Source organism: Arthrobacter globiformis (genome assembly GCF_030818015.1).
GTDB lineage: Bacteria > Actinomycetota > Actinomycetes > Actinomycetales > Micrococcaceae > Arthrobacter > Arthrobacter globiformis_C.
In genome coordinates, this window is the sequence record NZ_JAUSZX010000001.1 from 2,356,649 (window position 1) to 2,383,013 (window position 26,365).

General features: G+C 62.2%; 20 protein-coding genes and 1 pseudogene. 11 read left to right on the forward strand and 10 right to left on the reverse strand.

Annotated features, from left to right (window positions below; all coding sequences use genetic code 11):
- Positions 1–9 precede the first annotated feature (9 nt).
- Complete coding sequence (locus QFZ23_RS10910) at positions 10–690, reverse strand: hypothetical protein (protein ID WP_306922862.1); 681 nt, start codon at positions 688–690, stop codon at positions 10–12.
- A gap of 1,144 nt (positions 691–1,834) precedes the next feature.
- Here QFZ23_RS10910 and QFZ23_RS10915 point away from each other — a divergent pair.
- From QFZ23_RS10915 to QFZ23_RS10930, 4 genes and pseudogenes are all read left to right on the forward strand, one after another.
- Positions 1,835–3,247 carry an MFS transporter gene (locus tag QFZ23_RS10915; RefSeq protein ID WP_306922864.1) on the forward strand — a complete coding sequence of 471 codons (1,413 nt, stop codon included), beginning with the start codon at positions 1,835–1,837 and terminating at the stop codon, positions 3,245–3,247.
- An 882-nt stretch (positions 3,248–4,129) separates the two neighbouring features.
- Positions 4,130–4,654 carry a hypothetical protein gene (locus QFZ23_RS10920; protein WP_306922866.1) on the forward strand — a complete coding sequence of 175 codons (525 nt, stop codon included), beginning with the start codon at positions 4,130–4,132 and terminating at the stop codon, positions 4,652–4,654.
- A 125-nt stretch (positions 4,655–4,779) separates the two neighbouring features.
- Positions 4,780–4,959: pseudogene (locus tag QFZ23_RS10925) on the forward strand (Gfo/Idh/MocA family protein); the annotation flags it as partial.
- A 15-nt stretch (positions 4,960–4,974) separates the two neighbouring features.
- Positions 4,975–5,610, forward strand: coding sequence for a Gfo/Idh/MocA family protein (locus QFZ23_RS10930; protein ID WP_306926798.1), 636 nt, complete (start codon positions 4,975–4,977; stop codon positions 5,608–5,610).
- Between the two features lie 244 nt (positions 5,611–5,854).
- Here the strand turns inward: QFZ23_RS10930 and QFZ23_RS10935 are convergent, their stop codons facing one another.
- From QFZ23_RS10935 to QFZ23_RS10945, 3 genes are read right to left on the reverse strand one after another with little or no spacing between them, the layout of a single operon-like run.
- Positions 5,855–6,643 (reverse strand): SDR family oxidoreductase, encoded by a 789-nt coding sequence (locus QFZ23_RS10935; protein WP_306922868.1) that lies wholly within the window; start codon positions 6,641–6,643, stop codon positions 5,855–5,857.
- Positions 6,640–7,653: an inositol 2-dehydrogenase gene (gene iolG, locus QFZ23_RS10940; RefSeq protein WP_306922870.1), complete on the reverse strand. Its 1,014-nt coding sequence runs from the start codon at positions 7,651–7,653 to the stop codon at positions 6,640–6,642. Before iolG ends, QFZ23_RS10935 begins: the two co-directional genes overlap by 4 nt.
- Positions 7,654–7,669: 16 nt before the next feature.
- Complete coding sequence (locus QFZ23_RS10945) at positions 7,670–8,872, reverse strand: phytanoyl-CoA dioxygenase family protein (RefSeq protein WP_306922872.1); 1,203 nt, start codon at positions 8,870–8,872, stop codon at positions 7,670–7,672.
- A 255-nt stretch (positions 8,873–9,127) separates the two neighbouring features.
- On the opposite strand from QFZ23_RS10945, the gene QFZ23_RS10950 reads away from it, so the two are divergent.
- Both QFZ23_RS10950 and QFZ23_RS10955 read left to right on the forward strand, forming a co-directional pair.
- Positions 9,128–10,153, forward strand: a complete 1,026-nt coding sequence (locus QFZ23_RS10950; RefSeq protein WP_306922874.1) for a LacI family DNA-binding transcriptional regulator — start codon at positions 9,128–9,130, stop codon at positions 10,151–10,153.
- A gap of 539 nt (positions 10,154–10,692) precedes the next feature.
- Positions 10,693–11,763 (forward strand): IS110 family transposase, encoded by a 1,071-nt coding sequence (locus tag QFZ23_RS10955; protein ID WP_306922875.1) that lies wholly within the window; start codon positions 10,693–10,695, stop codon positions 11,761–11,763.
- A gap of 192 nt (positions 11,764–11,955) precedes the next feature.
- On the opposite strand, the gene QFZ23_RS10960 is transcribed toward QFZ23_RS10955, so the two are convergent.
- On the reverse strand, positions 11,956–12,351 hold the full coding sequence (locus QFZ23_RS10960; RefSeq protein WP_306922877.1) for a hypothetical protein: 396 nt from the start codon (positions 12,349–12,351) through the stop codon (positions 11,956–11,958).
- Between the two features lie 171 nt (positions 12,352–12,522).
- A complete protein-coding gene (locus tag QFZ23_RS10965; protein ID WP_306922879.1) occupies positions 12,523–12,723 on the reverse strand; it encodes a hypothetical protein in 201 nt (66 codons plus the stop codon).
- A 415-nt stretch (positions 12,724–13,138) separates the two neighbouring features.
- On the opposite strand from QFZ23_RS10965, the gene QFZ23_RS10970 reads away from it, so the two are divergent.
- Both QFZ23_RS10970 and QFZ23_RS10975 read left to right on the forward strand, forming a co-directional pair.
- Positions 13,139–14,209 carry an IS110 family transposase gene (locus tag QFZ23_RS10970; protein WP_306922881.1) on the forward strand — a complete coding sequence of 357 codons (1,071 nt, stop codon included), beginning with the start codon at positions 13,139–13,141 and terminating at the stop codon, positions 14,207–14,209.
- A gap of 1,471 nt (positions 14,210–15,680) precedes the next feature.
- Positions 15,681–16,997, forward strand: coding sequence for an IS110 family transposase (locus QFZ23_RS10975; protein WP_306922884.1), 1,317 nt, complete (start codon positions 15,681–15,683; stop codon positions 16,995–16,997).
- 347 nt (positions 16,998–17,344) lie between these two features.
- Here QFZ23_RS10975 and QFZ23_RS10980 read toward each other — a convergent pair whose 3' ends face one another.
- Positions 17,345–17,602: a hypothetical protein gene (locus QFZ23_RS10980; protein WP_306922885.1), complete on the reverse strand. Its 258-nt coding sequence runs from the start codon at positions 17,600–17,602 to the stop codon at positions 17,345–17,347.
- A gap of 651 nt (positions 17,603–18,253) precedes the next feature.
- Between QFZ23_RS10980 and QFZ23_RS10985 the strand changes: the two genes are divergently transcribed.
- Positions 18,254–18,796: a hypothetical protein gene (locus QFZ23_RS10985; RefSeq protein ID WP_306922887.1), complete on the forward strand. Its 543-nt coding sequence runs from the start codon at positions 18,254–18,256 to the stop codon at positions 18,794–18,796.
- A 753-nt stretch (positions 18,797–19,549) separates the two neighbouring features.
- Here QFZ23_RS10985 and QFZ23_RS10990 read toward each other — a convergent pair.
- Positions 19,550–20,173 (reverse strand): NADPH-dependent F420 reductase, encoded by a 624-nt coding sequence (locus QFZ23_RS10990; protein WP_306922889.1) that lies wholly within the window; start codon positions 20,171–20,173, stop codon positions 19,550–19,552.
- Between the two features lie 120 nt (positions 20,174–20,293).
- Positions 20,294–21,274 carry an SDR family NAD(P)-dependent oxidoreductase gene (locus tag QFZ23_RS10995; protein WP_306922892.1) on the reverse strand — a complete coding sequence of 327 codons (981 nt, stop codon included), beginning with the start codon at positions 21,272–21,274 and terminating at the stop codon, positions 20,294–20,296.
- Between the two features lie 630 nt (positions 21,275–21,904).
- Here QFZ23_RS10995 and QFZ23_RS11000 point away from each other — a divergent pair.
- On the forward strand, positions 21,905–22,939 hold the full coding sequence (locus QFZ23_RS11000; protein ID WP_306922893.1) for a serine hydrolase domain-containing protein: 1,035 nt from the start codon (positions 21,905–21,907) through the stop codon (positions 22,937–22,939).
- A gap of 1,198 nt (positions 22,940–24,137) precedes the next feature.
- On the opposite strand, the gene QFZ23_RS11005 is transcribed toward QFZ23_RS11000, so the two are convergent.
- Entirely contained in the window at positions 24,138–24,758 is a 621-nt protein-coding gene (locus QFZ23_RS11005) for a GNAT family N-acetyltransferase (RefSeq protein ID WP_306922895.1), read from the reverse strand.
- 348 nt (positions 24,759–25,106) lie between these two features.
- Between QFZ23_RS11005 and QFZ23_RS11010 the strand changes: the two genes are divergently transcribed.
- Positions 25,107–26,306: an SLC13 family permease gene (locus tag QFZ23_RS11010; RefSeq protein WP_306922896.1), complete on the forward strand. Its 1,200-nt coding sequence runs from the start codon at positions 25,107–25,109 to the stop codon at positions 26,304–26,306.
- Positions 26,307–26,365 lie beyond the last annotated feature (59 nt).

A 26,365-nucleotide genomic window follows, 5' to 3' on the forward strand; every position in this document is an offset into this window, starting at 1 on the left:
CACAATGGCTCAATTTTCGACCGTCACCGACAGAGCTACCGAGAGCAGGGCCATGTAGTGGCTGCCCGGCTTCTTATCAATGTATGGCTCCGCGGAGTCGATCGATGGGTGGCTGGCCGCAGTGTAGGCGAGCCACGCCAGATACATGCTCTTGAGCCGGTCCTTGATCTCCTCCGGACTCTTGTCGATCGCATTCTTCAGATGGGTGAAAGTCTCCATGCTCTTGAACTCGTCGGTAGTGGCATCTGCGTACTGCTGGAGCTGGTCGGCCATATGCATATCGAATCGCCAACCGTCATGCTGGGCCTCGAGCATCTTCTTGCTCGTATTCTTCTTGGCCAGCATGGCCACCTCGACGAACTTCCCTTCGCCTGAGTCCGCCCAGACAAGGCGCATTGCGTGCCCGAGGGCGGAGCGAAGAAGCGGCGCGGATTCGCTCCCGTAGCCACTCTTCTCGAGCTTGATCGCGGCCTCGCCGTTGCTCAGCGTGCGCTGGAGCCAGCCCCAAGCAAGGCCAGGTGCGGCTGCCCTACGCTGCTCCTCGTCGGACTCATTGTCGAGCCACAGCGGTTGTGGCTTAGGCGCTTGATTGACCATGCGCGCGAGGCTCCGGTAGATCGCGTACCCGGGATCCTTCTCGGTGGGGCAGATTCTATCGGCCAGCTTACGGGACTTCTTTCTAGTACTCATGCAGGCAGCCTTTCAAGGGACCCGAGCCAGTTGGGGGACGAGGCCCGCGTCGCGCTAACGTTGCCACTCGCACCGCGGGACACTAGTGCACGGTGAGGGATCCCACTGGCGGAGCAGGCTTTTGCCGCCGAGCGGCGCGAGCATCCGGTCGCCGCCCTTGAAGCCTTCGGCTTCTACGCTTCCGGCGTCAGCACTCTGGGAATCAAGCCAAGCGGCCTGATCGCACCCATGCCACGACCGGCGGGCGGTGAAACGGTCATCGCACGCTTCGCCATTGCATCCGGCCCTGGAGCCGGAGCCACGGCATCCGAGTGCTTAGCGACCTTCAAGCCCGATCGGCCCGGTCCCTATCACGCCTCATTCCTAGTAACAGTCCTGGCCGATGAATTGACCGAGTTCGCCAGGACGCGGATGCTTTCGGGTTTCGCCCACACCGCTAGGTCTATCAGAATTGCAAAGGCACCGCGCACAGTGTGCGCGTCGATGGCCACCATGCCCTCGGGTGGGCACTCGTTACGAACGGCGTGGCGGGAATGGTCGTCGAGCACCGTGACCGCGTACTGATGTGGCTTGGGACGGATCGAGCGGAAATTCCGGAGACGATCTACACAAGCGAGATCGGCAGCCTTATGGGGCCTAAAGATCTGCAGGCTCCACGGCAGCCATCGCAAATGGCCACGCCGACCGAATTCGAGGCGGTCCACTACGCGCCCCCGCAACTCGTATGACTGCGGCACGGAACCTGCGCCGGTTCAGACAGACCCCCGTGAGTCGACGGATACAACCAATTAATGTGAGCCGACGGATACAACCAATTAACACATCAAACTCTTGACCGGGTGAGGATCGCACCTTTAGAGTTCTCTGATATATGAGTCATATATGTCATACTTTGCCGACCCGGTCTCGAGGTTTTGATCTCGATGGTTCGGCGCGAGGGTGGAAACCAAGGCCTTCCCGTATCCATCTCGAAGAGCAGTGATACATGACGACGCCGAAATCATCTCGCGAGTCCTGCGCGGCCATATCGGCTGGCGTCAAGCCAGTCGGCATCGTCCACCGGTCGCTAAGGGCAGGCGGCTGTCCGTGCGTCTAGGAAACGGCGTCAGCGGTTTGCGCTGAAGTCAGAAGGGAACAAATCTCAATGATCTATCCGACCGGGACGACGGCCTCCGTCGACACCTCCATATCAAGAGAGACCAGCTCCAAGTTCAAACGCCGCTTCATGGTGCGGCTTGTCGCTGTCTTCATCGGCGGCATGTTCCTCGACGGTTACATCCTCGGAATCATCGGCCCCGTCACCGGACCCATGCGGTCAGATCTCCAGCTCGACGCACTATCTCTGGGCATGATCGCTGCAGGCCCGCTGGCTGGTATCTTCGTCGGCTCCCCGCTGGCCGGCTGGGCTACTGACAAGTTCGGACGCAAGCCTATGTTCCTCGTGGACATGGGCCTGTTCCTGGTCGCCTCAGCGGCCCAGTTCTTCGTAACCTCCGGAGACGGGGCCGTGATTCAGCTCGCCATCATCCGGTTCTTCATGGGCGTCGCGATCGGCGGCGAGTACTCAATCGGTGGGCCATTGCTATCAGAGTTCTCCCCTCCAAAGCTCCGCGGGCGATTGCTCGGGCTGACTCTGATCGCCTGGTACGTCGGTTTCATGATGGCATTCATCATCGGCACGCTCCTGCACGACGCCGGCACCCCATGGCGCCTCGTAATCGGCACGAGCACGATACTCGCATTCGTCCTGTTCCTCGCCCGCTTGGGCCTCCCCGAATCGCCGAGCTGGCTCATTACGAAGGGACGGCGTGAGGAAGCACTCGCGATCGCACGCAGATACGTCGAATCGCCCCAGATGCACAACAGCATCACCGAAGAGATCGATCTGAGGATGATCCAGGAGGCCCAAGCCGCGCAGAGTAGGACCAAAATCAAGGGCGCCTCCTTCGGAATGCTGTTCTCGAGGCAGTACTGGCGCACCACCCTCTTCACCTCAGGTTTTTGGTTCTGCGCGGTCACTCCGTACTTCGCGATCGCGACCTTCGCCGACGACGTGCTCAACCAATTCGGCTTCGGCGGCGGCTGGGCCGGTGGAGTCGGCCTGTCCGCACTTGCGGCCGCGGGTGTTGTCACCACCGTGCTTCTGATTGACAAGCTCGGCCGCCGAATCCTCACCGTGCCCGGGCAGTGGCTCTGCGCAGGCATCCTGTTGATCATCGGAGTCTGGGCGAACGCACCAGCGATCCTCGTGCTCGGCCTGTTTCTCGCCTTCTCCTTCTTCAATGCCGGCTACACCACGATGACCCAGGTCTATCCGGCCGAGGTATTCCCCGGCCACCTGCGCGGCATCGGCATGGGCTTCGCCGCGGCCTTCAGCCGCATCGGAGCCGCACTCGGCACCTTCGCCCTGCCATGGGCGATCAGCAACATCGGCATGGGCCCAAGCATGGTCGTAGCCGCGGCCGTCGCATTACTCGGTGCAGTCCTCTCGCAATGGCTCGCGCCTGAGACGAAGGGGCGCACCCTCGCCGAGATCTCAGCAAACTTCTCCCACTGACACCGGGACTGCACGGTGACTTCGAATCAGAGCTAAGGCCCTCGGGCGGAAAAGGGGCGTCAGTGGTTGGGGGCCCGCCAGTCGATCCGGCCCGTGCCCCACTCCGGAGCCGAGAAACTCATTGACGTCAACGTCCATGACGGTGTTATCGACTTGCTCGGCCAGGTCGATCGTGACGTCGTCTCCCTCCGGGCATTGATCGGCGACAGCCAAGTGGGTTATGAGTGGTTTTAGGCCAGCTACTTTGGTGCCAGCCTCTCTGTTGTTGAGGCGGGTTTCGGCGAGGCCGGCACCGCGGTCGAGGTGCTCGGCGACGAACTGAAGATCCAGGATCAGTCTTTCGTTCACAGCGTGATCACGTGGCCGCGAGGCGAATTCGACATTGAGTTCGCTGCCGTGGAGCTCACATTCACCCTGCTAGTGGTGAGGATCGTACGGGGGCTCTTCGCACGCGAAGAGCCGCCCGCGGCGTCTATCAACCGGTGAAGGACACTGAATCCGGACGCAAGTGTCCGGTAAAGGATCCGTTAGCGGGCAGTGCGGCGCCTCAAACCGGGTGGCGCATTCAAACCCTAGTCCAGCGGCCTATCCAAGAGGTCGCCTGCTAAACGAGAATCCTTGGTGCCCGGTGTCTGGGCGGGGCTGGTGTCGGATGCAACTGCTAAGGTCCGTCTAAACCGAGCAGGGAGTATCGATGTCGTCAAGTGAATACCCGTTTCCAGTTGCGTGTCCCAACTGGGCGCTCATGACTCCCGTGAAGCGCAAGATGCCCGCGCGGTCGCGTGGCTCTCGCAACAACCTGGCGGCCCAATTGCCGTTGTAACGCCACAGCGTCGGTTCGAGAGCGAAACCCTCAAGCGGTTGGTGGGAAGACTTGATACGGTGCACCTCACCTGGCGCGGTTTCTCTGCCGGGTCCCTTACCCACCGGCGTGTCGTCTACGCATGGCCCGACCGGCAACATCTGAACGATCTGTGGGGCTCACAAGCTGACGCTATCGTCGTCATCGAGTGGGGAACTGCCGAAACAGCCACTTGGTTGGAAGTCGCTCAGCCGGTACGACTCCTTCCGGAACAGACTCCGCAGCCTGCGTCAGGACCACAAGCCGCTCTGTCAGCCGTCGGCGAACCCCTACCGGAAGACGTGATCCGGATCCTCAAAAGCCTTGCACAGTGGGCGGCCGGATATGACTCCGGACTCAAATGGAATGAAGAAGACAAGCTCAAGGCCGACATGATGAACCGCCTCGAGCGGTGGGCCTCCGTCACAGTTGAGCAGGTCAGAGGCAAATGCCGTGAACTGAAGATGCGGCCAAACGACATAGAGACGAGCGTCGGTTTCCTGGAACGCAGGAAGCAGGGCTGGCGGTTCAACGTGAGGAGCAGCTACCGCGGTTTCCAGTTCTGATCACGCTTCAATGCCCGTTATCTGGTCGCGTTCTGCTGGTGTAGGACGACGGCCGTCCTTCACGAATGATGTAGCCGTCTTACCGCGTTGCATCTCCGCAACGCCGATCAACACAGTGTGTTGAAGAGCTCCTCGCCGACCCAAACATCGAAGCCGTCTACCTTCCGTTTCCCAATGGTCTGCACGCAGAGTGGATCATCGCCGCGGCAGATGCCGGCAAAGACATCCTCTGCGAGAAGCCTCTGGTGTGCAGCCTGCAGGACTATCGACGGGTAGTGGAAGCCTGCGAACGGAACGAAGTAACGCTCATGGAGGCGTTCATGTACCGCTTCCACCCACAGCACCATAAAGTCCGGGAGCTCCTGGATGCAGGCAGGATAGGCGACGTCGTCTCCATGCACGCCCGCTTCCACTTCAACATGGACCGGGCCCCCAGCGAGGTCCGGCTCCAGCCCAACCTGGAAGGCGGGGCAGTCAACGACGTCGGCTGCTACGCCATCGACATCATGAACATGGTCATGGGCGGCCCTCCGACTAACGTCTACGCCAAAGGAACAAGCCCCTCGGATCCCGTTGAAACAACCGTGGCAGCTATCCTCGACTACAACGGAGTCCTGGGAACGTTCGACTGCGGCTTTGAAGGGCCCCGGACCAACACCTTCCAGATCATAGGAACAGAAGGGCAAATCACCCTGGATAAGGCCTTCGACCCCGACCCCGGGGAATCCGAGCGGGTAACGGTCTCCCTGCGGACCGGACAAACGGAGATCTTAGACATTACGGAAGACCATTTCAAGGTCGAGATTGAACGCTTCAGCAGCGTCTTGGCATGCGGCCATGCAGCAGGCATCGTAAACAGGGAATTAACCGAACAAAACCTCGCTGTGCGCCTCGCCGTCCACGAATCGCTCGCTACCCGCCTGCCATGCAAGGTCGGAGCCAACGAAGGTGGCTGAACACATCTATGCCGGAAGCAGTTCACGCGGATCGCGACACGTCGCAACTCACAGTTCTAAGTTCGAGCTTGGCGACCGGTCCTTCCTGGCTCCCGCCTCGGTTTCCCAGGCAGCGGGGAGTACCCCTTAACACAAACGGACGACGGCTGCGCTCCCGCCGTCGTCCGTTTGTGCGGCGACCAAAACGCCTTCGGGCCGCCAACTAGGGCTTATGCGACTCGTCGCCCGGGACCCGGCGCACATCTCAATCCGCGCCGCCAACCACATTCTGGTCCCAGTCGATGACGGAACCGGTCACTATGCCGCTGCGGGCAGAGAGCAGGAACACGACAAATTCGGCAATCTCATCGACCTGGCCGAGCTTGCCCATCGGGACGGAGGCGTTGGCTTTTTCGAGCCAGTCGTCGCCGGCGCCGTGGAACCGGCGCTGAATGAGGTCTTCGCCCTCCGTTGCCGTCCAACCGATGTTGACCCCGTTGATTCGGATCCTGTCCCACCGGTGGGCGTGGGCCGCATTCCGGGTCAGTCCGGCGAGCCCGGCCTTGGACGCGACGTATGGCGCCAGGTAGGGCTGGCCTCCGTGTGAGGACATGCTGATGATGTTGACGATATTCCCCGGAGCTTCACGTTCCTTGAAGTGCTTGATGGCCTCGGACATGATGAAGAACGGCGCCTTGAGGTTGACGGCAATATGTTCATCGAACAGTTCAGGGGTTGTGTCGGTCATGCTGCCCCGGGTTGTCAGGCCCGCGGCATTGACCACCGCATCTAGACGGCCGAAGTGCTCGATGGTCCTGGTGACCGTGCTGCTTGCCTGCGGCGTGTCCCCGAGGTCTGCCTGCAGGAATACCGAAGGCACACCAATTCCGGTGAGGTCCTCGGCGATTTTCCCGCCGGCCTCCGCGGAGCGTCCGGTGACGGCGATGCCCGCGGCTCCCTCGGCCGCGGCCTGCCGGGCAATGGGGGCGCCGAGGCCCTGGGTGCCCCCGCTGATTAGTACGACGGTGTCCTTGAGCAGCCCTGGTGCTGTCATGTCTGCAATGTTCCTTCAACGGTGATGGTCCTGCCTGTTGCTGCCGATTCAGCTGCCGTATCGGCCAGGATCAGCGCGGATATGCCGTCGTCGAATCCGGGCGAACAAGGGGTGCCGGTGTTGACGGTCTCGACGAAATGGTCGAGCTCGCGCCGGTACGCGGCAGCGTAGCGCTCCAGGAAGAACGGCTCGTACGGGTCTGCCGCCTCCACAGCGCGGCTTCCGAAACTGCGAACGGTAGTGGGTGAAATGTTGTCGGCCCGCAGCATCCCCCCGCTTCCAAAGGCTTCAAGCCTCTGGTCATACCCGTAGGCGCTGTGCCGGGAGTTCGTGATGCTGACGAGTTCCCCGTTCCGGCCTCGGAGGGTCACGACGGCGGAGTCGAAGTCTCCCGCCTTGGCGATGTAGTCGCTGAAGACGTTCGCACCGTGCGCGGCGACCTCCACAATGTCCGGAATGAAGAACCGGGCCATGTCGAGGTCGTGGATGGTCATGTCCCTGAAGATTCCTCCGGATGCGGCGATATAGGCCGCAGGGGCCGGCGCCGGGTCCCGGCTGATTATGGACAGGTGCTCGAGCCGTCCGATCTCTCCCGCCGTTACGCGCTGACGAATCGCTGCGAAGGCGGGATCAAACCGCCGGTTGAAGCCCATCATGAGCGGAATGCCGGCGGCGGCCAGCGTCTCCCGGCAGCTTCGCACCCGCTCAATGTCGAGATCGATCGGTTTTTCACACAGCACAGCGATGCCTCTCGCGGCCGCCGCCTCAATCAGCTGGACGTGTGTTGGGGTCGGCGAACAGATTACGACGGCGTCCAGTGATGCGTCGGCGAAGACGTCAGCAGTGGAGCCGGTAGGGCGGGCCCCGTACTGCGTGGCGACTTCTTCCGCGCTCTCGGTCGCAGGATCGGCAACCCAGGTCAGGTTGATCCCCGGATGGGCCGCGAGGTTGGCAGCATGCACCCGGCCGATGCGGCCCGACCCGCACAAGGCGACGTTCAGCTTCTTCATGGCGATCCCTGCGGTCTCACAGGCCATCCGTGAGGCGGCGCTGGGCGGCGGCCTCCAGATCACGAAGCAGGGCATCAGGTGCGGCGTCTTCCTGGAGGCTCCGCCAGACCAGCTCAGCCTGCGATTCAGGGGCGATGCCTCCCACCGGCTGGTCGCGGTCAAGATTAGTGGGGAAGCCGTAGCCTTCGGCTGATGCGGCGATGACGTTGCGCAGGAACCTGTCGCTGGCGCCTTCCGCCTTGAGCTGCCGAAGGGTCGGGTACAGGGCAGCGGACATGGCCGTGCGGTCCACGGATTCCATGGCTCGGCCGAATGCGGAGGAGACCTGCAGCAGGTTGGCCATGCGGCGGATGTCGGTGGACTTGTTGTGGCCGGCGCCGTGGAACAGGGCGGGGTTGAAGAATGCAGCATCGCCTTTCTCAAGCGGCAGCTGCACGTAGTTCTCCTCGAAGTAGCGGGTGAACTCGGGACGGTGGAAGGCGAGATACCCGGCGTCGTACTTGTGGGAGTGCGGTAGGTAAAGGGTGGGGCCCGACTCTACCGGCATGTCGCAGTGGGCGACGGCGCCCTGCAGTGTCAGCGCAGGGGAGAGCAGGTGGATGTGGGCCGGGTAGCGGGCGGCCTGCTCGCTGGACATGAAGCCGAGGTGGTAGTCGCGGTGGGCGGTCTGTGCGGAACCACCGGGGTTCACGACGTTGACCTGTGAGGTGACCTGGTAGTTGGGGCCGAGCCAGGCCTCGGAAATGAGGGCCAGAATGTCGCTGGAGTAGTACTCGGCGAACACCTGCGGGTCGCGAACGGCCAGCTTGTCCAGCGCGCCCCAGATGCGGTCGTTTGCGCCCGGTTTGGCGAAGTGGTCGCCGGCGGCGGCGCCGGAGGCTTTCTGCTCGGCGATGATGCTGTTGAACGCTTCGGTGGCGCGGTCCACGATGGCGGTGTCGGCGAAGGCGCGCTTGAAAACGACGATGCCCGGCCCGGCAGTCAGGGCACGGATGAGTTCAGCCTGAACGTCAGCGCGCTCTTCGGGAGACTCCAGATAGCTGTGTAGGCGCTTGCCGTAAATGAGCGCGTTCTGCTCGACGGCGTCAGCGTACGCGTAGTCCTCCAGCTTCGTCTTTTCGCCGACGATGACAACGAAATCCTCGAGCCTGCAGCTGTCATGGCCGAACCACTGTGGAGCGTGGGTTCCGGGTGCGTGTGACGATGCGGTGGTGGTCATGGCGTTTCCTCCTTGAAACAGTGATGCGGCTTGAAACAGTGTTCGCATGAGCGCCGGTGCGGTTTCCAGCTTCTTGCATCCGATGAGTCCAGCGCAACGCTGAAATCCCTCAAGAATCCATCATGTCCAAATTCGGATTCGGCGCTTTTTACACAGGGGATCGGATCTCTTGCCAGGTTGCGGGAACCGGTGCGAGAGTCTTGGTAGCCCTGAAACACCTCAGGAAAACTTCATTGACCAATCGCAAGGACCCCGATGGCGCACCCGTACTCGGTTAGGGAAATCGCCCGCCAGGCAGGGGTCAGTGACGCGACCGTGGACCGCGTCCTTCACAATCGTCCGGGCGTGCGGCAAAGCACCGCCGGGCAGGTACGCCAGGCCATCAGGGATCTGGAGGCCCAGCGGCTCCAACTGGAGCTGACGGGGCGGCGGTTTATGATCGACGTAGTTGCTGACGCCCCCGTCAGGTTCACCACCTCGGTGAAAGACGCACTGGAATCGGTGCTGCCGCTGCTGCGGCCTGCAGTGTTCAGGGCCCGGTTCCACCTGCACGAGCAATGGAACGCCGAGGAATGTGCGGCCGAGCTGGACAGGATCGGCAAACGGGGCAGCCACGGCGTCATCCTCAAGGCTCCGGACGTACCGGTGGTTAGAGCTGCCGTGAGCCGGCTTGCCGAGGGCGGGATCCCCGTCGTCACTCTGGTCACCGACCTCCCCGCCAGCAGCAGGGTGGCTTATGTAGGCATGGACAACCGGTCCGCGGGGGCCACGGCGGCTTACCTGATCCACCAGTGGTTAGGGATGAACCCGGGAGCGGTTGCCGTCACGGTGAGTAACGACTTCTTCCGCGGGGAGGAGGAACGGGAGATGGGTTTCCGTTCGGCCATGCGTTCCGTGGATCCCGGGCGGGCGGTCCTGTATCTGCCCGCCAGCGACGGACTGGATCAGACGGCGCTACGGCTGATGGGCGAAGCCCTGGACGCGCACCCTGACGTCAGCGCCGTCTACTCTATCGGCGGCGGCAACGCCGGCATCATTCAAGCATTCGAAGCGGCGGGACGGAAACCGCATGTGTTCATCGGCCACGACCTGGCCCCCGACAACATCGCCCTGCTGCGCTCAGGCACCATGTCGGCCCTGCTCCATCACGATCTCAAGCAGGACATCCAGCGCTGCTGTCGAATCCTCATGCACGCACACGGTGCCCTACCGGAGGCCGACGCCGGCCACGCCTCCCAAATCGAAGTCATCACGCCCTTCAACATTCCCCACGGAGTCTGAGCCCGCCGTTCAGCCGCGATTTGCAGGAGGCGTCGCAGAAGACACGGTCAGGTGCAGGGCGGGTCAAAGAGGTCTAGCAACGGCATACGGCCCGGTTTCCTGACGGACGTTTCCGCGGGTCAGAGACGGAGGAGTGTCGTACTAAGCTCAACCTGACGTTTGTTGCCCTATTTCTTTTCTTGTCGGCGCCTTCTGTCATCTGCTTTGAACGCTTCCCAATTGAACGCCTGTGAGGATTGGGGTGGCTGGTCTGGGATTGGCTGGCAGAGTAAGTGCAGGCCGTTCCACCCTGGCGGTCGTGACTCATTAAACGCTTGGCCCCGGCTCTTTCTGGGTGTCCTGTTATCGACATGTCCGTCTGCTGGGTGGGGCGGCCGGCACCTGCCCGGCCCACCTCGGTGACTTGATCAGAAGATTGTCCGCTCCGCACGGGGCGTGGCTCGTCACAGTGCTGTTCCGAAGTGACCTCTACCCGGACTGGTACCGGCCCGTAACGGCCCTGACCATGTCCGCGAAATGAGGAAGGTGCCAGAACCGCTATGACTATCGTTGCCTATTCCCACCCGTTTGTCGTGGGTGTCGACACCCATGCCCGGAAGCACGTCTTCGCCATCATCGCCGTGCCAAGCGGCGAACGGATCGACAACAGGGATTTCCCGGCGACTGGTGCCGGGATCAGTCGCGCTATAGCTTGGGTCGCTCGTCGCACCGAAGCCGATCTAGCCACTCTGTGGGTGATCGAGGGCGCCGCTTCCTATGGTGCCGTGCTGGCCGGGGCTGTTGCAGCCGCCGGTTACCAGGTCGCCGAAGCCACGCGCATGGATGCCCTGCCGCGTCGTGGGGTTGGAAAGTCGGATCCGTTGGACGCGCACCGGATCGCTTCTGCTGTCCTTTCCTTGGAAGAGGATAAGTTGCGCCGGCCACGGTTGAACGACGGGGTCCGCGCGGCCTTGCGGGTCCTGGTCTGTGCACGTCAGTCGATGACAACCGACCGGACCAGGACCGTGAATGCGTTGACCGCACTGCTCCGGACGAATGATTTGGGGTTGGATGCGCGCAGCTCGTTGACCGGGAGCCAGATACTGGAGGTGTCGCGCTGGCGGGCCCGTGAAGAACCTCTTGCGGTGTCGGTAGCCCGTTCCGAAGCCGTTAGGCTGGCTAAGCGCATCGGCGACCTTGATGCTGAAATCAAAGCAAAGGGCTACCGGATCACTGAACTGGTTGAGGTAAGCGAAGCCGCGCCCCTGCTGCAGGAAGCCGGCTTCGGACCTGTCACGACAGCCATTTGCCTCACCGCTTGGTCTCATCAGGGCCGGGTACGTTCCGAGGCAGCTTTCGCCTCCCTGGCCGGAGTCAACCCCATTCCCGCTTCATCCGGAAATACCGTCCGTCACAGGCTCAACCGCGGAGGCGACAGGACCCTCAATAAAGCACTGCACATGATTGCTCTAACAAGGATGGCATTCGATCCAGAAACCATCGCATACGTAGCCAAACGGAAGGCAGAAGGTCTAACCAAAAAGGAGATCCGTCGGTGCGTGAAACGCTACCTCGCCCGACGGATCTACCGCACGCTCAATGCCAACTGCCTCAAGCCATCGCTACGTTGACAACCATAGAAGAGTCTGTGACCGGCCTTTCGTCAACTTGAACGATGAGGAGTCCGGCGACCGGGGTTTGCCAGTGGCCCACGGCGCGGGCAATTCGGCTGGTGCTGCTACTGTCGACCAGTCGCGGCCGGGCCATGCCCGTCTTTCGCTGGCTGCGAGCGGGACATTCACCCCTCGTGGACCGGACAGGAGTCAGTGCTCAAGGTCCTCCGGATCGAATTGGCTCAGCGGAGACCCTCCGAAGTCTGCCTGGTCGTTCCTGCCCTCGGCCTCTTCGCCGGTGGGCATTTCGCCCAGTTCTGTGTCGGCGGCAGCCTCCTCCAGCGTCGGCACGTCCGTGGCGTGCTGGGTTTCGTCGTGCAGAGGCTGTTCGCTCAGGAAATCCTCTTCCTCTCCGGACACCGTATCGTCCTGCAGAAGAGGGTCCTCCTGTCCCCGGCCGGGGTTGGTCTCCGCGGTGCCAGGGTAATTGTCCGGTCCTCCGGAAACAGGGCGTTCCAAAGCGGAAGCAGCATCTGGGCTCTGGTCAGTCGGGACGTCATCCCGGCGGGTATAGGGTGCTTGGTCGGGAAGCTGCTCTTCAGTCATTTCTGGCGCCTTTCTTATCACCGGCTGTATAACAGGACAGCAAAGCAGGGGAGGCCCGGGGCCGGCCGTGAGCCTGACACCAGGATCTGGACGCACAATCTTCAGTCCGCAAGATCCCCAACCGTGCCTTGGGCGATCTTCCCAGAGGGAGGTGCGCGCCGGAAGACCCAGTCATGATCCTGCCTCGTTCCAGCGATAAGGATTGATGCTGGACCTGCCCGCTTGGTGGCTGTTGTAGCCCTGCTGCCAGGCATCTTGGATTGCCGAAACCAGGTCCGACAACAATGGGTAGTACGGGTGGTCAGGCCCGATGTAAATCATCTCTTCCCTGGCCCGGTCAATGATGGCAAGGACGTCCTTCTCACTTCTCATTGCCGCATGGTTGCATGAAAGACCAACACCGGCCATAGTCCTCCGAGATTCGCGAGCAGTTCGGCCAGTAATGGGGCAACGCCCCCGCGTTTCCGGAGAACTTATAACGCCTGTGAGGGTTGGGGTGGCTGGTCTGGGATTGGCTGGCAGAGTAGTTGCAGGCCGTTCCGCCCCGCGGACGTGACTCATTAAACGCTTGGCCCCGTCCGGGTGTCCTGTTATCGACATGTCCGTCCGTTGGGTGGGCGGCCGGCACCTGCCCGGCCCACCTCGGTGACTTGATCAGAAGTTTGTCCGCCCCCGTGCGGGGCGTGGCTCGTCACGGTGCTGTTCCGAAGTGACCTCTACCCGGACTGGTACCGGCCCGTTACGGGCCTGAGCATGTCCGCGAAATGAGGAAGGTGCCAGTGCCGCTATGACTATCGTTGCGTATTCCCACCCGTTTGTCGTGGGCGTCGACACCCACGCCCGGAAGCACGTGTATGCCATCATTGCCACGGCCGGCGGTGAGCGCCTCGAAACCCGGGAGTTCCCCACAACGGGCGCCGGAATCAGCCGCGCCATCGCTTGGGTCGCTCGTCGCACCGAAGCCGATCTGGCCACCTTGTGGGTGATCGAGGGCGCGGCTTCCTATGGTGCCGTGCTGGCCGGGGCTGTCGCAGCTGCCGGCTACCAGGTCGCCGAAGCCACGCGCATGGACGCCCTGCCGCGTCGTGGGATTGGCAAGTCGGATCCGTTGGACGCGAATCGAATCGCTTCTGCCGTCCTTGCCTTGGAAGAGAAGCAGTTGCGCCGGCCACGGCTGAACGAAGGGGTCCGCGCAGCGCTGCGGGTCCTGGTCACTGCGCGTCATTCAATGACCACCGACAGGACCAGGACCGTGAACGCCTTGACGGCCCTGCTCCGGATCAATGATTTGGGATTGGACGCGCGCAGCTCGTTGACCGGAAGCCAGATACTGGAGGTGTCCCGATGGCGGGTCCGTGAAGAACCTCTTGCCGTCTCGGTGGCCCGCTCTGAAGCGGTCAGACTGGCCAAGCGCATCGGCGACCTTGACGCTGAGATCAAAGCCAACGGCTCCCGGATCACCGAACTGGTCGAGGTAAGCGAAGCCGCGCCGCTGCTGCAGGAATCCGGCTTCGGACCCGTCACGGCAGCCATATGTCTGACCGCCTGGTCTCATCAGGGCAGGGTACGTTCCGAGGCGGCCTTCGCATCCCTGGCCGGGGTCAACCCCATTCCCGCTTCATCGGGAAATACCGTCCGCCACAGGCTCAACCGCGGCGGCGACAGGACCCTGAATAAAGCCCTTCACATGGTTGCTCTAACCAGGATGGCATTCGACCCAGAGACCATCGAATACGTAGCAAAACGGCGAGCAGAAGGGCGAACCAAGAAGGAGATCCGCCGGTGTGTGAAACGCTACCTCGCCCGAAGGATCTACCGCACACTCAATGCCAACAGTCCCCAGCCATTACTGCATTGACAACCATAGAAGAGTCGATAACCATGATTCAGTCATGCTGAGGCGCTGGCCCTATGGCTATCCTGGGCGAAGGTTCTAGTCATGGCCTCGTTGATTGTTTTGACTATGAGATGTTCGAAGGAGGCCGCAACGCTATGACGTTCGTTGATTCCCAGCCCTTGGCTTGCCCCGCACAGAAATGCTCAGCCAACGTCGTGCGTCGCATTCCGGCTGAGCTCGGAAGCATCGGTGGAAGGCTGAATGATGGAGGGCGAGGAGAAGGATTCCCCACGCCCTCCGGACTGTGCACGTCGCTGCCTGGTGCTCCAAAAGACTCAAAAAGAGGGTGTGCACAATGTGCACACCCTGGGCTTCGGATTCGGTTGTACCGGCGTCGGACCGGGCCGGATTGGGGATGTTTTCGGGGGAGCGGCGGATTTTCAGGGGGAGCGGCTGGTTCGAGTCCCACCTCGGGCACGTGTTTTCCCTGTTCAGAGGCTTTTTAGCCTCTAAGCGTGGACAATTTGTGCTGTGAAGGGCCCCTTCGGGGGCCTTTTCATTGGTGGCCGGTGCTGTGGCCTGGTGGCTCCTTCGTTGCCTGGTCGGCGGTCTTGGTGCTGGTTACTTGTTCATGGGCGTGACTGGCTGGGGCAACATGACCTGAGAAAAATTCTGGTGGGTTTTCTTTTCTTGGTTGTTGGGTGTTCACCAGGCTTCTCCTTATCGGTTCGTGGTTGCTGTTCTGCCTGTTCATGGTGGGTCTGGGGGAGTGCGGCATGACTTGTGCCCAGCTGTTCGAGAATCGCTTCTGCCGGACTCCCGACGCTGCTCTGACACCGGTTACGTGCCCGACTTGGAGCCGGCATCGCCGTACATTTGGCCCATGAAAGTCACACCACCTTTCATCCTGCACCCTGTGTTTTGGGGACTTTACCTGTTCATGGCTACGTTTGGCGTCTACTGCATGACGTCTGCACTCTCTTTGCGCGACGTCCAGTCTTTGGTCCGCTGCTGGATGGATGCTCTTTTCATATCCGTTCATGGCCAGCCTGCTAAGTGACTACCTGACGGCGGTGAACTGTTGCCGCATCGAGACGCCAGCGTAAGCCGATTAGCTTCGTCATGGCGCTCTAACGTGTCTCACAATTACCGATGAACACACCGATTCAACCAGAAGGTTATGCGACATAGTTACGAGCTGTGTAGCACCTTCGCTGCGCTGTGGTTTTGAGAAAACGGCCTTGTGGCTGGGTTGGGTAGCGGCGGATGATGGCGGTGCCGCGGTCGACGCCGGTGATTCTTAGTGCTTAGAGCCTGTTTATGAGCGTGGTGTGGAGGGCTTCCACGGGAACCGTGGATTGGTGCCGCAAGCCCAGCAGCAGCGGGTTTGAAGAGCCCGTTTAGTAGATTCCTGAATCATTTCCCCGCCCTTCCCGCGGCACCCGGCACCACCAGCCGGTGGTGTTGTTGCACCGGATGCGAGGAGTAGATGATGGACATCGTGCACGAGCGTGCCGCCGGGATGGATATTTCCAAACGCGATGCGAAGGTCTGCATCCGGATACCAGGAGCGCGGGCAGGAACGTCCAGTAGGACAGTGACCACATATGGGTCGACGACGAATGAGATCATGCGCCTGCGCCGTGATCTGGAGGCCGCCGCGGTGACCGTGGTGGTGATGGAGGCCACCGGCGACTACTGGAGACCGTTCTACTTCCTGCTGTCGGAGTCGCTAAATGTGCAACTGGTCAACGCTAAAGCTGCGCGGAATATCCCGGGACGGAAGAGCGATGTTGCAGACGCGACATGGCTGGCGGAGCTTGCCGCCCACAATCTGCTGCGGGCCAGTTTCGTGCCGCCCGAGCCGATCCGCCAGTTGCGGGATTTGACCCGGACGAGGTCGAACCTGACTCATGAGCGCACCCGCGAATATCCACGGCTGGAAAAGGGGCTGGAGGACTCCAGCATCAAGTTGTCCTCGGTTGTCAGCACGCTGAGCACCCGATCCGCCCGCAGCATCCTCGACGCTCTCATATCCGGAGAACGTGACCCGCAGACCTTGGCTTCGCTGGCGCACGCTCGATGGGCCGCAAATCCGCGGCGCTCGTCGAAGCCCTCACGGGGCGCTTCACCGACCACCACGCATTCATGGCGCGGCTGCACGTGGACCGCATCGACCAGCTCGAGGCGACCTCGAAGCCCTCGACGCCTGCATCGACACGGTGATGCAACCTTTCGCCTTGGCCCGGGAGAGGTGACCGTCCCCGGGATATCGAAGAATGTCGCTAACGTCATCATCGCCGAAGCTGGCGTCGACATGACCGTGTTCGACACCGCGGGCCACCTGGCATCGTGGGCGGGAGTGTGTCCGAGCCAGAACGAGTCCCCTAGACGAATCAAATCCACCCAAACCAGACCCGGCGACCATTACCTCAAAGCCGCATTGGGTATCGCGGCGCTGGCCGTCTCCCGATCAAAAACAACCTATCTCGCCGTGAAATACCGCCGCGTTCAATCCCATGCCGGTGCCCTTCGTGCCGTAGTCGCTCTCCAACACACGCTGCTTGTCATCGTCTGGAACATGCTCCACGACGGAGTCGCCTATGACGAACTCGGCGTCGATCATTACGACAAAACGAACCCCGACGCGCCAGGAAACGCCTCTAACGCCGCATGCTCTCGCTCGGATTCGAGCCCAACCTCACCCCACTTTCCGCAGGGAGGTCACCTTCGTTTTCTTAGTAGAATCGCCCGGTCGCGGGCGAACGCTTATGATTCCACGAAAATTGAGCCACTGCAGTCGAGGTGACTGCTCGGTCGGTGAGACGTCTCGTATCCCAAGGGATACGAGACGTGGGCAAAGGATTGAGCAGGTGTAGGGTCGCGGCGATTGCTGGAGTTTCGTCGGCCTCAACCCAAGAGGGACGGTCCCCGACGGCAGCAAGGTGGGGGCATCAGGAGGTGCCTGCGCTGCGTCTTGGATAACTTTGGCTGTTTGCCTTCCAGCCGCCCGCCATTCCCTCACGGGTGCGCATCCGGATCAGGTCCCCGTCATTTCAGAAGTCCTCTGCACGGATTGTCAGAAGTCGTCGGCGCGGGCTCCTCGCGGTGCGGACGGTCGGATGTTCCTTTCCTCCCCGCGTTCGTCGATCTGTCCTAGGGACTTGCGGCCAGCCCCACTCGGACGGGGTTGGGCGGAAGGGTGAAGGGGTAGCTGCCGGTGAACGTTTCGGTGGCGGTGTTCAGGGTGAACTGTTCGGCGCCGCGGGCCTTACAGCTGGTTTGGGCGTTGGACGCGCTGACCTGGATCAGTTTGGTGTGTACCCGGGCCGGGTTGGGCGGGAGGACGATGTGGACGGTGCCGGTCAGGGATGCGAGGTTAATTGCCCCTGCAGCGTGAGAGGGTGCGGCCAACGTGCCGCTCAGGAGGGCAGCGCGTGCCTTTCAGGTACGGGACGGGCCCTGACAGCGGCTTCCGCGCGGACCGCTCACGTGCTGGTGGTCGACGCTGACCACCCGCGCTGAGCATAACCCGGGCACCATCCCCCGCGCCACAAAACTATTCGTTCCCTTCCCGGGTGGAAACCACGGGCCGGCGTGTCCGTCCAGCCCCGGATGCGCCGGTGGTCAGACAGTCCCCGGCGGGCCGGTTAGGGGATTTGCCGGTGAAGGCGCCCCGACTCCCACACCCTGGCGTCTCGCAATCCTTGGGATATGAGAGGTCTCACCGACTGAACGACCGCGACGACGGCGATTGTGCATTGCACCCGGCCCGGAGAGAAACCGGGCGGAGATCACGGCCGACCTCTGATGGGTGGCCTCAGGCAACGCGGCGTCCCAAGGTTTTTCCAAGGTCGCAGCATGACTGTGGGGCCTTGAAGCATCCGGCTCCCGCGTTTGGAACCACAAGATTCCGTTCCTAACGAAAGAATTCCGGAGTAGCCCGACGCCTCAGCCGCCGTAAAGAGAAGACGGGGCCGTGCATCCAAAGCGCAGCGATTCCTGCGCATCCCTCCCACATAGGATTTCCTGGCCTGCTCTGGCCGTAGACGTTTGGAGACACCCATGCAAAAAAGGAACAACAATCGTGTCCGTGCTGCCGCCGCGTTTTCATTGGCGCTCTTAGGCGTAGGCGTATCGGCTCTCCCCGCAACGGCAGCACCGCCTCACGAAAATCCGAACGCGGGGACCCTAGTCTTCGATCCTGGGGTTCTGTGCGATTTCGGTGTTCAGCTCGTCGTGACCGGCAAGGAGAAGGTCAACGGGCCGGCGCTCGGTAATCACACGGTCATCTCTCCCAACCTGAAGTTCACGGCCACGGCATTGGACGGCGACGGCAACCCAGTTGGTGCCTCCGTAAAATACGTAGCCACGGGAACGGTTTTCTTCACGAGGACCGAAAGGCCCGGCCAGGATGACTACTTTGAAGTCAAGGCCACCGGAAACAACCTGTTGTTCGTCCCCAATGATCCAGGAGACTCAACGCTTTTCGATCCCGTATTCGTGACTGGAAACGTCAACTACGCCGTATCGCTCGACACGAATACGGAGGTCCGCAAATTCAGCGGAGCCGCCCGGCAAGTGAACATCTGCGACTCACTGGGCTAATTCGAGTCCCGTGCCCCTCAAAGGAAGGTATGGAGCACCAGCGGTTTGGAGGCGCATAAGCGGTGGTTGGAGGAATGAAGTGTATTCAAGCCACTGGTTGCCCGTACTGCCTGTGCCGATGAGGAGCGCAAGGTCCGCAGACTCGCCGACGCGGGCCAAACCCCCGGCTGGCTGTGTTCTGCGGGCCTGGATGCTGATACCATCTCATCCAGTCCCCCGGTGCGGCGGGAGCCACTTGCGGCGTGAACCAACCGTCGCGGTCCCTCGGAATGGCCAGCCCCACGTCACCGACCCAGCTCACCGCCCGCCTGGTCCTCCGGCGTCCCTGTTCGATGACGGATCCACGCGCGAGCGGCCGACTCCTTGTCGTCATCCAACTCGGTGTCTCGAAACCCCTGTGTCCCGAATCCCTAGGGATTCGGTACACAGGACATGAGACGAATCCGGCCGGACCGCGGGGACAGGCCGCCGCCAGAGGACCGCCTTACGGGCAGTCACGGACGGGTGGAGGTGTCTCTGGTAGCTCAGTGCCTAGTGACTGCTCTGGACCCGCGGATCGCTCGGTTGAATATGGACCCGCGGGTCGCTCGGTTGAAACTGTGAACAGCAGCACCAGACCGAGGCAGCGGGTCATCTGTGGCCTGTGGGCCACATAGCTGCTGTCCACATCAACCGTCGTGACCAGGCGGCTGCCGACCCACAGGGTGTCGTAGTCAAGGTCCTCGAGTCCGCCGACTGCTCTGCCCCCGGAGCTCAGCCGGTAAATTCGTTGACGCCGAGGGCGAAGTCCCAGTGGCCAACCCCGTTGCTGGCGAGGCCCACCGTGACCACGCCCACTCCTTCCAGCCAGTGCGCCATTTTCAGGCCGCCAACGTCCAGCGGGCGCAGCCCGAGACTCTCGATGAATGCGGCCACGCCTGCCTTGGCCTGCGCATTGTCGCCAGCGATAAAGACGTTGGGCCGGCCCTTCTCCAGGACACCACGGAAGACGGTGTTGAATGCCTTCACCACCCTGGCGCTGGCCGGGGCCACCTTGGCGACTTCCTGCGCGATCGAGGTCTCCTCGCTGTGGGCCAGTCCGTCAAACGCGGCGTTGAAGGGGTTGCTGATGTCGACGATGACCTTGCCCGCGAGGGCGTCTCCGTATTCGGCGACGACCGGAACGACACCGTCGTACAACAGGGCCGTGATGACGATGTCCCCGGCCGGGACGGCGCCCCACTTACCCGTCGTCGCGCCGCCGCCCAGGGCCTTGGCCAGGTCATCGGCTTTGGGCTGATCGCGTCCCATGATCTCGACGGTGTTGCCGCCTGCCACCGCGAGGGTGCCGATGGTACAGGCCATGTTCCCCGTACCGATGAAGGTGATGCTGCTCATGAGGTGTGCTCTTTTCCTGTTCTGGAGGTGTCGCTCTGTCTCGTTCGTGCGCCTTCGAGATAAGGTCGTTGTGGCGACTGGCTGTTGCGGAATGTGCCCGCGGCATTCCTGGTGTGCGGTTCAGATCACTGTGGTGCCGCCGTCGGCGACCAGCTCCATGCCGTTGACGTAGCTCGAGTCGTCCGAGGCGAGGAACAACGCGACCGACGCGATCTCTTCAGTGCGGCCCATCTCTCGCCGCGGGATCACAGACTCGAATTGCGCCTTCATCTCCGCGTCCATCACCGCCATCATCATCGGCGTGCCGACCTGGCCGGGGGTCAGCACGTTCACCCGGATCTTCCTATCCCTCAGCTCGGACACCCACACCCGTGCGTAGGCGGGCAGCACGGCCTTGCTGGCTGCGTACACACTCCAATCGGGGTAGCCCCGAAGCGAGGCGTTTGACCCGGTCATGAAGATCGAGCCCCCGTCGTTGAACAGAGGCAGTGCCTTCTGAACCGTGAACAGCGTGCCGCGCGCGTTCAGCGAGAAGGCGGCGTCGAACTGCTCTGCGGTGATCTCGCCGAGCCTGCCCTGCCCGCCCGTCCCAGCGCTTGCCCACAGCACGTCGATCGCGCCCTTTTCCTGCTTGACCGTGTCCACTCGCCCCTGTGTCCGTTCATCGGGGCGGCCGTCGAAATCCAGGACCCGGGCCATCCAGCACGCGTACTCGCTCACGACTACAAGAAGGCATTTGCGGCGCGGCTCACCGAAACGGCCCGCGAGGCCGGCGCCAAGGACCCCGAGCGGCTCGGCGAGCAACTGGCGCTGCTCCTGGATGGCGCCTCGGCCCGCAGCCGAGTCCTCGACGCCGACACCTTCGCCACCGCCGCCGCCATCGCAGCCGTCCTCGTCGACAACGCCATCCCCACGGCAGCGGCACCGGCCGGCGCAAGCGCTGTCCAGCACCCTGGCCAGGGCCACATCATTGACCGCAACACAGAGCAGATGTGATCGGAAAGCTTCGTCGAGCCGAATAACGCGCGCAAAGATGTCAGCATCGACTCGCACGGCGGCCTTTTGGCAGGCTGCGCGAAAGGCGATGAGGAAATCGCTCACTGTTTGAGCGACAAGGGGCAGGAAGCCACGGTCAGCCAGTCGAGCCAACGCGACGTCGAATGGGAGGGCCAACCGAGGATGATGCCGCATAGTCAGGAAGCAGCTCTGGGCTGCCGGTAGGCCAATCTCACCCTGGCCGAAAAGCACAAAGGGCCCGAGAAAGCGCCCGTTTGAGGTTCCCCATCCAAACTCGGTGTCTACTAACCCCTGTATCCCGAATCCCTAGGGTTGTGAGACGCCAGGGTGTTGCAGCTTCAACCACAACATCGCTCCCCGCATTGTGGGGTCTAGATAGGCGACTCTCCTCCTAAGGAAGACCCGGGCCAGTCACTGGGCCTGCTGGATTACCGGGCCACTGCTTCCCCCATCACGGGAGCCCGCCTTATTATTGAGGTGCTGGGGCGACGGCGCCGTCGCAGGTCTGGCCGGACGTGGTGTCGCAGGCGGCCAAGACCCTGTCGTCATCTAGGCCCGAGCAGATGGCCCGCAATGAGCACGAAGAATCACGTCTGGAGGCGAGTGGCCTTCGCCATCGTCCTCGCTGTCTCTGGCTGTACCTACACGACAAACGACACCACACCGTCGCCAACCTCACCGAATCCCTTGGCTCCCTTGGAGAAACAGGTTCAGATGTTCATGGACCAAGGCGCGGTGGCCGCCGTCGTACAGATCCGGTGGCCGGAGGGGGAGTGGTCCAAGGCCTACGGCGTGCGCGACCTCGAGTCCATGACCCCGGCTCAGCCGACGGGCCGGGTGGGGATCGCAAGCGTCACTAAAACGATGACGGCCGTGGCGGTGCTGAAGCTCGTGGACGACCGCCTCATCGGCCTCGACGATCCCGTCAATGACGTCATTCCCGGGTTCACGTCCGCACTCAAGCCTCCCGCTCCGATCACCGTGAGGCAACTGCTCAGCCACACATCCGGGATGCCTGAGGTCAACGATGCCCTGCCACGCGATGTTGACTTCCGTCCCGTGCTCTCCAGGACGCTCACGATGGAGCGGGGCTTGCAGTTAGCCGGGACCCTCCCCTGGGGCTCGGCCAATGTTGGGTCCTTCGCGTACTCGAACACGAACTACCTCGCACTCGGCCTCCTGATCCAGACACTGCGGCACAAGCCCTTCGTCCAAGTCATGCGCGAGCAGGTCTTTGACCCCCTCGGTTTGAAGAACACCAGCCTGGACCGCATCGACCCGCACGAGGCCGGACTTTTGCACGGCTACGTTACCCTCCGCGGTGAACGCGTCGACACCACAGACAACACCTTCGCGGTCGGCAATCCGGCAGGGGGAGCGGTGTCGACCGTGGAAGACCTGAACTTCTTCATGGCTGGCCTCTTCCAGGGACGGGCGCTCTCTGCGGCGTCGTTGCGGGAGATGAAGACTAGCCCCGGCTTCGCCCCGTACGGGCTGGGTGTGTGGGAGCACGCGGACGGATGCTCGATCGAGTCGCGGCACGAAGGCCGGGGCTCCTTCTGGGACTACCAGACGGTAGCGGTCAGCAGCGACGACGGGCGCTACCAGGCCGCGATGACCGTCACTACGCCGCCGATGCCCACCGAGTTCGAGGACCCGTCCAGCCAGAACAAGCGGGACCTCATGAACGGCCAGATCGAGTCGACCCTCAACGAGACCCTGGACAGGCTCTGCGAGCCAGCCAGTTGAGAAAGCGCCTGTCGTCCCCGGCCAGAAGGACACGCAGCACGCATGGATGAGCGGGGGACTGCTCGGTGACGGGCCGGACGTCGGGGAATGTAGAGATACTTGCTGAGAATGCCCACTACCAGGACCCCGCCATCGAGGTAGGGGCTGAAGCGCGTCCTTATCCGACGGGATGCCCGTGCGAGCAGTGATCCTGCCCCGGCGGGATCTCATGCCCCTGAATGCAAGTCCTCTCCGGTGGAAGCGGCCGGTCATGGTAGCTGAGGAAGATGCTGCTGTAGCTGCGTTCCATTCCCTCGTCCTCTCGCCTCAGCCACTCGGTCAGATGCAGCCCGTGATGCTCCTCAGGCTTCTTCGGCTTGTCCGATTCATGCGTCCGATGCCTGAAAGGATTCTTCGCCATGGCACTCGCGACCCTTAAAAAGCGTCCCTGCTCGGGTACAGGGAGGAAACGGTGCAACCATGATAGGACCGCTCCCACGCTACGGCAATCGGCCGCGGTGACTCATAAAGATGCCGGCGTAGCTTCACGATTCACCAAATGTCTATGTCATTGGCAGGCCGTAACGGCCGTAAGTCTTCCGCTTTCAAAAGCGGAGGCCCACTGATGGCTCGGTGTTCATGTCAGGAGCCTCCTCCCCTCACGTAACCTCCGTGCAGACGACTTCGGAAATTAACAGCTTAAACTTGGGTACTCGTTCCGCGAAAGGTGAATGTGAGGCGACTGCCCAATCGGTGAGACATCTCGTATCCCAAGGCTTACAAGACGTGACACCGGACGGGAGACGCCTGTGGCCTACGGATTCTCCTATGTCAGGACATGCGTGTCGAATAGTCGCGCCACAAGCTTTCCCTAGGCTGCGGCCCGCGCAGCAGATAGTCAACTGCCCTGCGGACCTGTGCCGCTCTGGCCTCGGCTCCCATTTCATTTCATGCCTCGTTGAACACGGACATGTTCCCCGGGTTGGCGCCGACGTTCGAGTTTGCGAAGCCCTTGAGGTCCAACGGGTCGGCTTTGGGCAGGCCATCGGAGCCCATAGGGAACGACTAGAACTGTAAGAAGAACGGTGGAACGGCGTGGCCTGACCGAAAGGCAAGGCTATGACCGAGACTGCAGTGATGATCGGTCCCATGACCGGAGAGATCATCGATCAGAAGGAGCTCGCGGAGGCGCTGCTGGAGCAGGCCCGCGAGCAGGGCGTTAGCCTGTCGGGCGCGGGTGGGCTGCTTGGGTCAGACGGCGGAAGTCTCGGGACAGGTAGAGAGCGATGGCGGCCGCGTTGCCGCTGTTTACGGTCACCGCAAGGGTTTTGTGTCCCAAATCGTGGAGGGCCTGCATGGCATGGCTGAGCAGGTCTTCGGCGATGCCCTGCCTGCGGTGATCGGGGTGGGTGAAAAGTTCGGCGATGAAAGCCGTTCTGGATTCATCGCTTCCGAGGGCGCGCTCGGTAGTAACGATGGCGGCGGTGATGTGGCCATCGGCGTCAGCGGTCAACAGGGAAGCTTGCGGGATGGGGGTTCCGTGGATACCGTCGAAGACCGCCCTGATCCTGCCGGCCGCTTTTTCACTGTCCGGACGGGATGTTCCGTCCGCATAGGCATACTGATAGAGGTCTGCAAGTTTCGGCAGGTCCACGGGCGTAATGCTCCGGGGAGCCGGGACGGTGGGTTTGAGGTCCTGCGGTCCAATGATCGCTGCCAGGGAGATTAGAGAGACCATGACGTGCCTTTCTCCGACGCGGGGACAAAACTCCTTGCGAAAAGTGTGGGTCATCCCGGTGCCAGGGGGAAGGCCCACATGCTTGCATATTCGTGCTGGCATTGAACACCAGAATGATCTCAATGTAGATCAGTCAAATGAGCTCGTGAAGCGATGAAGCGACTCATTTGAGCGGGCCGTGAGTCCGGCGGCCGGGAGACAACGGCACGTAGATCTTCCAGTGATACGGACACTAAGGCCCCTCGAGAGTGGGCCAGTCAGAACGGCATCTAGGTCAACAACGGCGGGCGCATTCATGGTGAGGTGATGAACAGTATGAGTATGTCAACTTGGTTGAAGCCCGCCAGGACGGCCCGAACGGTACCCACCTGAGCCACTTGCCGTCCACCTTTGTCGGCAGGAACAGGGGTTTGCGGTCTGGCGATTCGTGTTGGGGAATAGACTCCGTTCATGCGTTTGGCGATCATTGGAGCGGTTCTGCTGGTGGCTGGCGCCGTGGCGGTGGTCACCGGGGCGCTGCCCTTGGCCGATCTGGCGGCGCTGATTGACCGGGTGGCTCCGATCCTGTTGTTTGTCGTCGCGATGACCGTGGTGACGGAGCTGGCGAGCGAGGGCGGCGTCTTCCTTTGGACTGCGCGCCGGCTCCGGCATTGGGGCCGCGGATACAGCGTTGTTTTGTGGTTGTTCCTCGCTGTGTTCGCAACGTTGAGCACCATCTTTCTGTCCCTGGACACGACCGCGGTGCTCTTGACCCCGGTTGTGGTGGGCGTGACCAGGCAGGCTGGCTTGCCGCCGCTCCCTTTTGCCCTGATGACTGTGTGGCTGGCCAACACCGCGAGCCTGCTGCTGCCCATTTCCAATCTGACCAACCTGCTCGCGCAGCACAGCCTGAACGGTATCAGTCCTGCCGGTTTCGCGGCCCTGATGTGGGCCCCGTCCCTTGCGGCCATTCTGGTGCCAGTGGTGTTCGTGGGCATCGTCTTCCGCCGCGATCTGCGTAAGCGCTATTCACGGATCCCGGTCGTGCGGATACGACCGGATCAGGAATTCGGCGAAGGATCGATGCCTGCAACGGCTGACCGGGTCCTGCTCGGCGCCACCGCCCTCGTGCTGGCATTGCTGCTGCCGGCTCTGGTGTCCGGGGCTCCGGTCTGGATTCCCGCCCTGGCTGCCGCTGTTGTGCTGGGTGTGGTGTTCGCGCTCCGGCGGCCGCGGGTGCTCAGGGTCTCGCTGGTTCCGTGGTCCCTGCTGCTTTTCGCCTCCGGACTCTTTCTAGTGATGGAAACCGCCCGGCATCTGGGCGCTTCTGTATTGGTGGGCCAGCTCGCCGGGCAAGGCCAGGGCTTCCTGGATCTTGTCAGGCTGGCCGCAACGGGCGCCGCCGGTTCCAATGTGCTGAACAACTTGCCTGCCTACCTGCTGGCCGAGCCACTGGCGCAGACGCCGCAGCGCATGGCGGCCCTGCTGATCGGAGTCAACGCCGGTCCGCTCATCACGCCGTGGGCGTCCCTTGCCACGCTGCTCTGGCACGACCGACTTGTCCGGATGAATGTGCTGATTACCTGGAAGGGCTACGCGCTCTTCGGTTTGATCGTCGCACCCCTGACCGTGCTCGCGGCGGTGGCGGCACTGGCAGCCACCGGGACGTAAATCTCTGGGCAGTGGGCTCTGGGCAGTGGGTCAGTTCAGTGGCCGGCGCCTGGAACGAA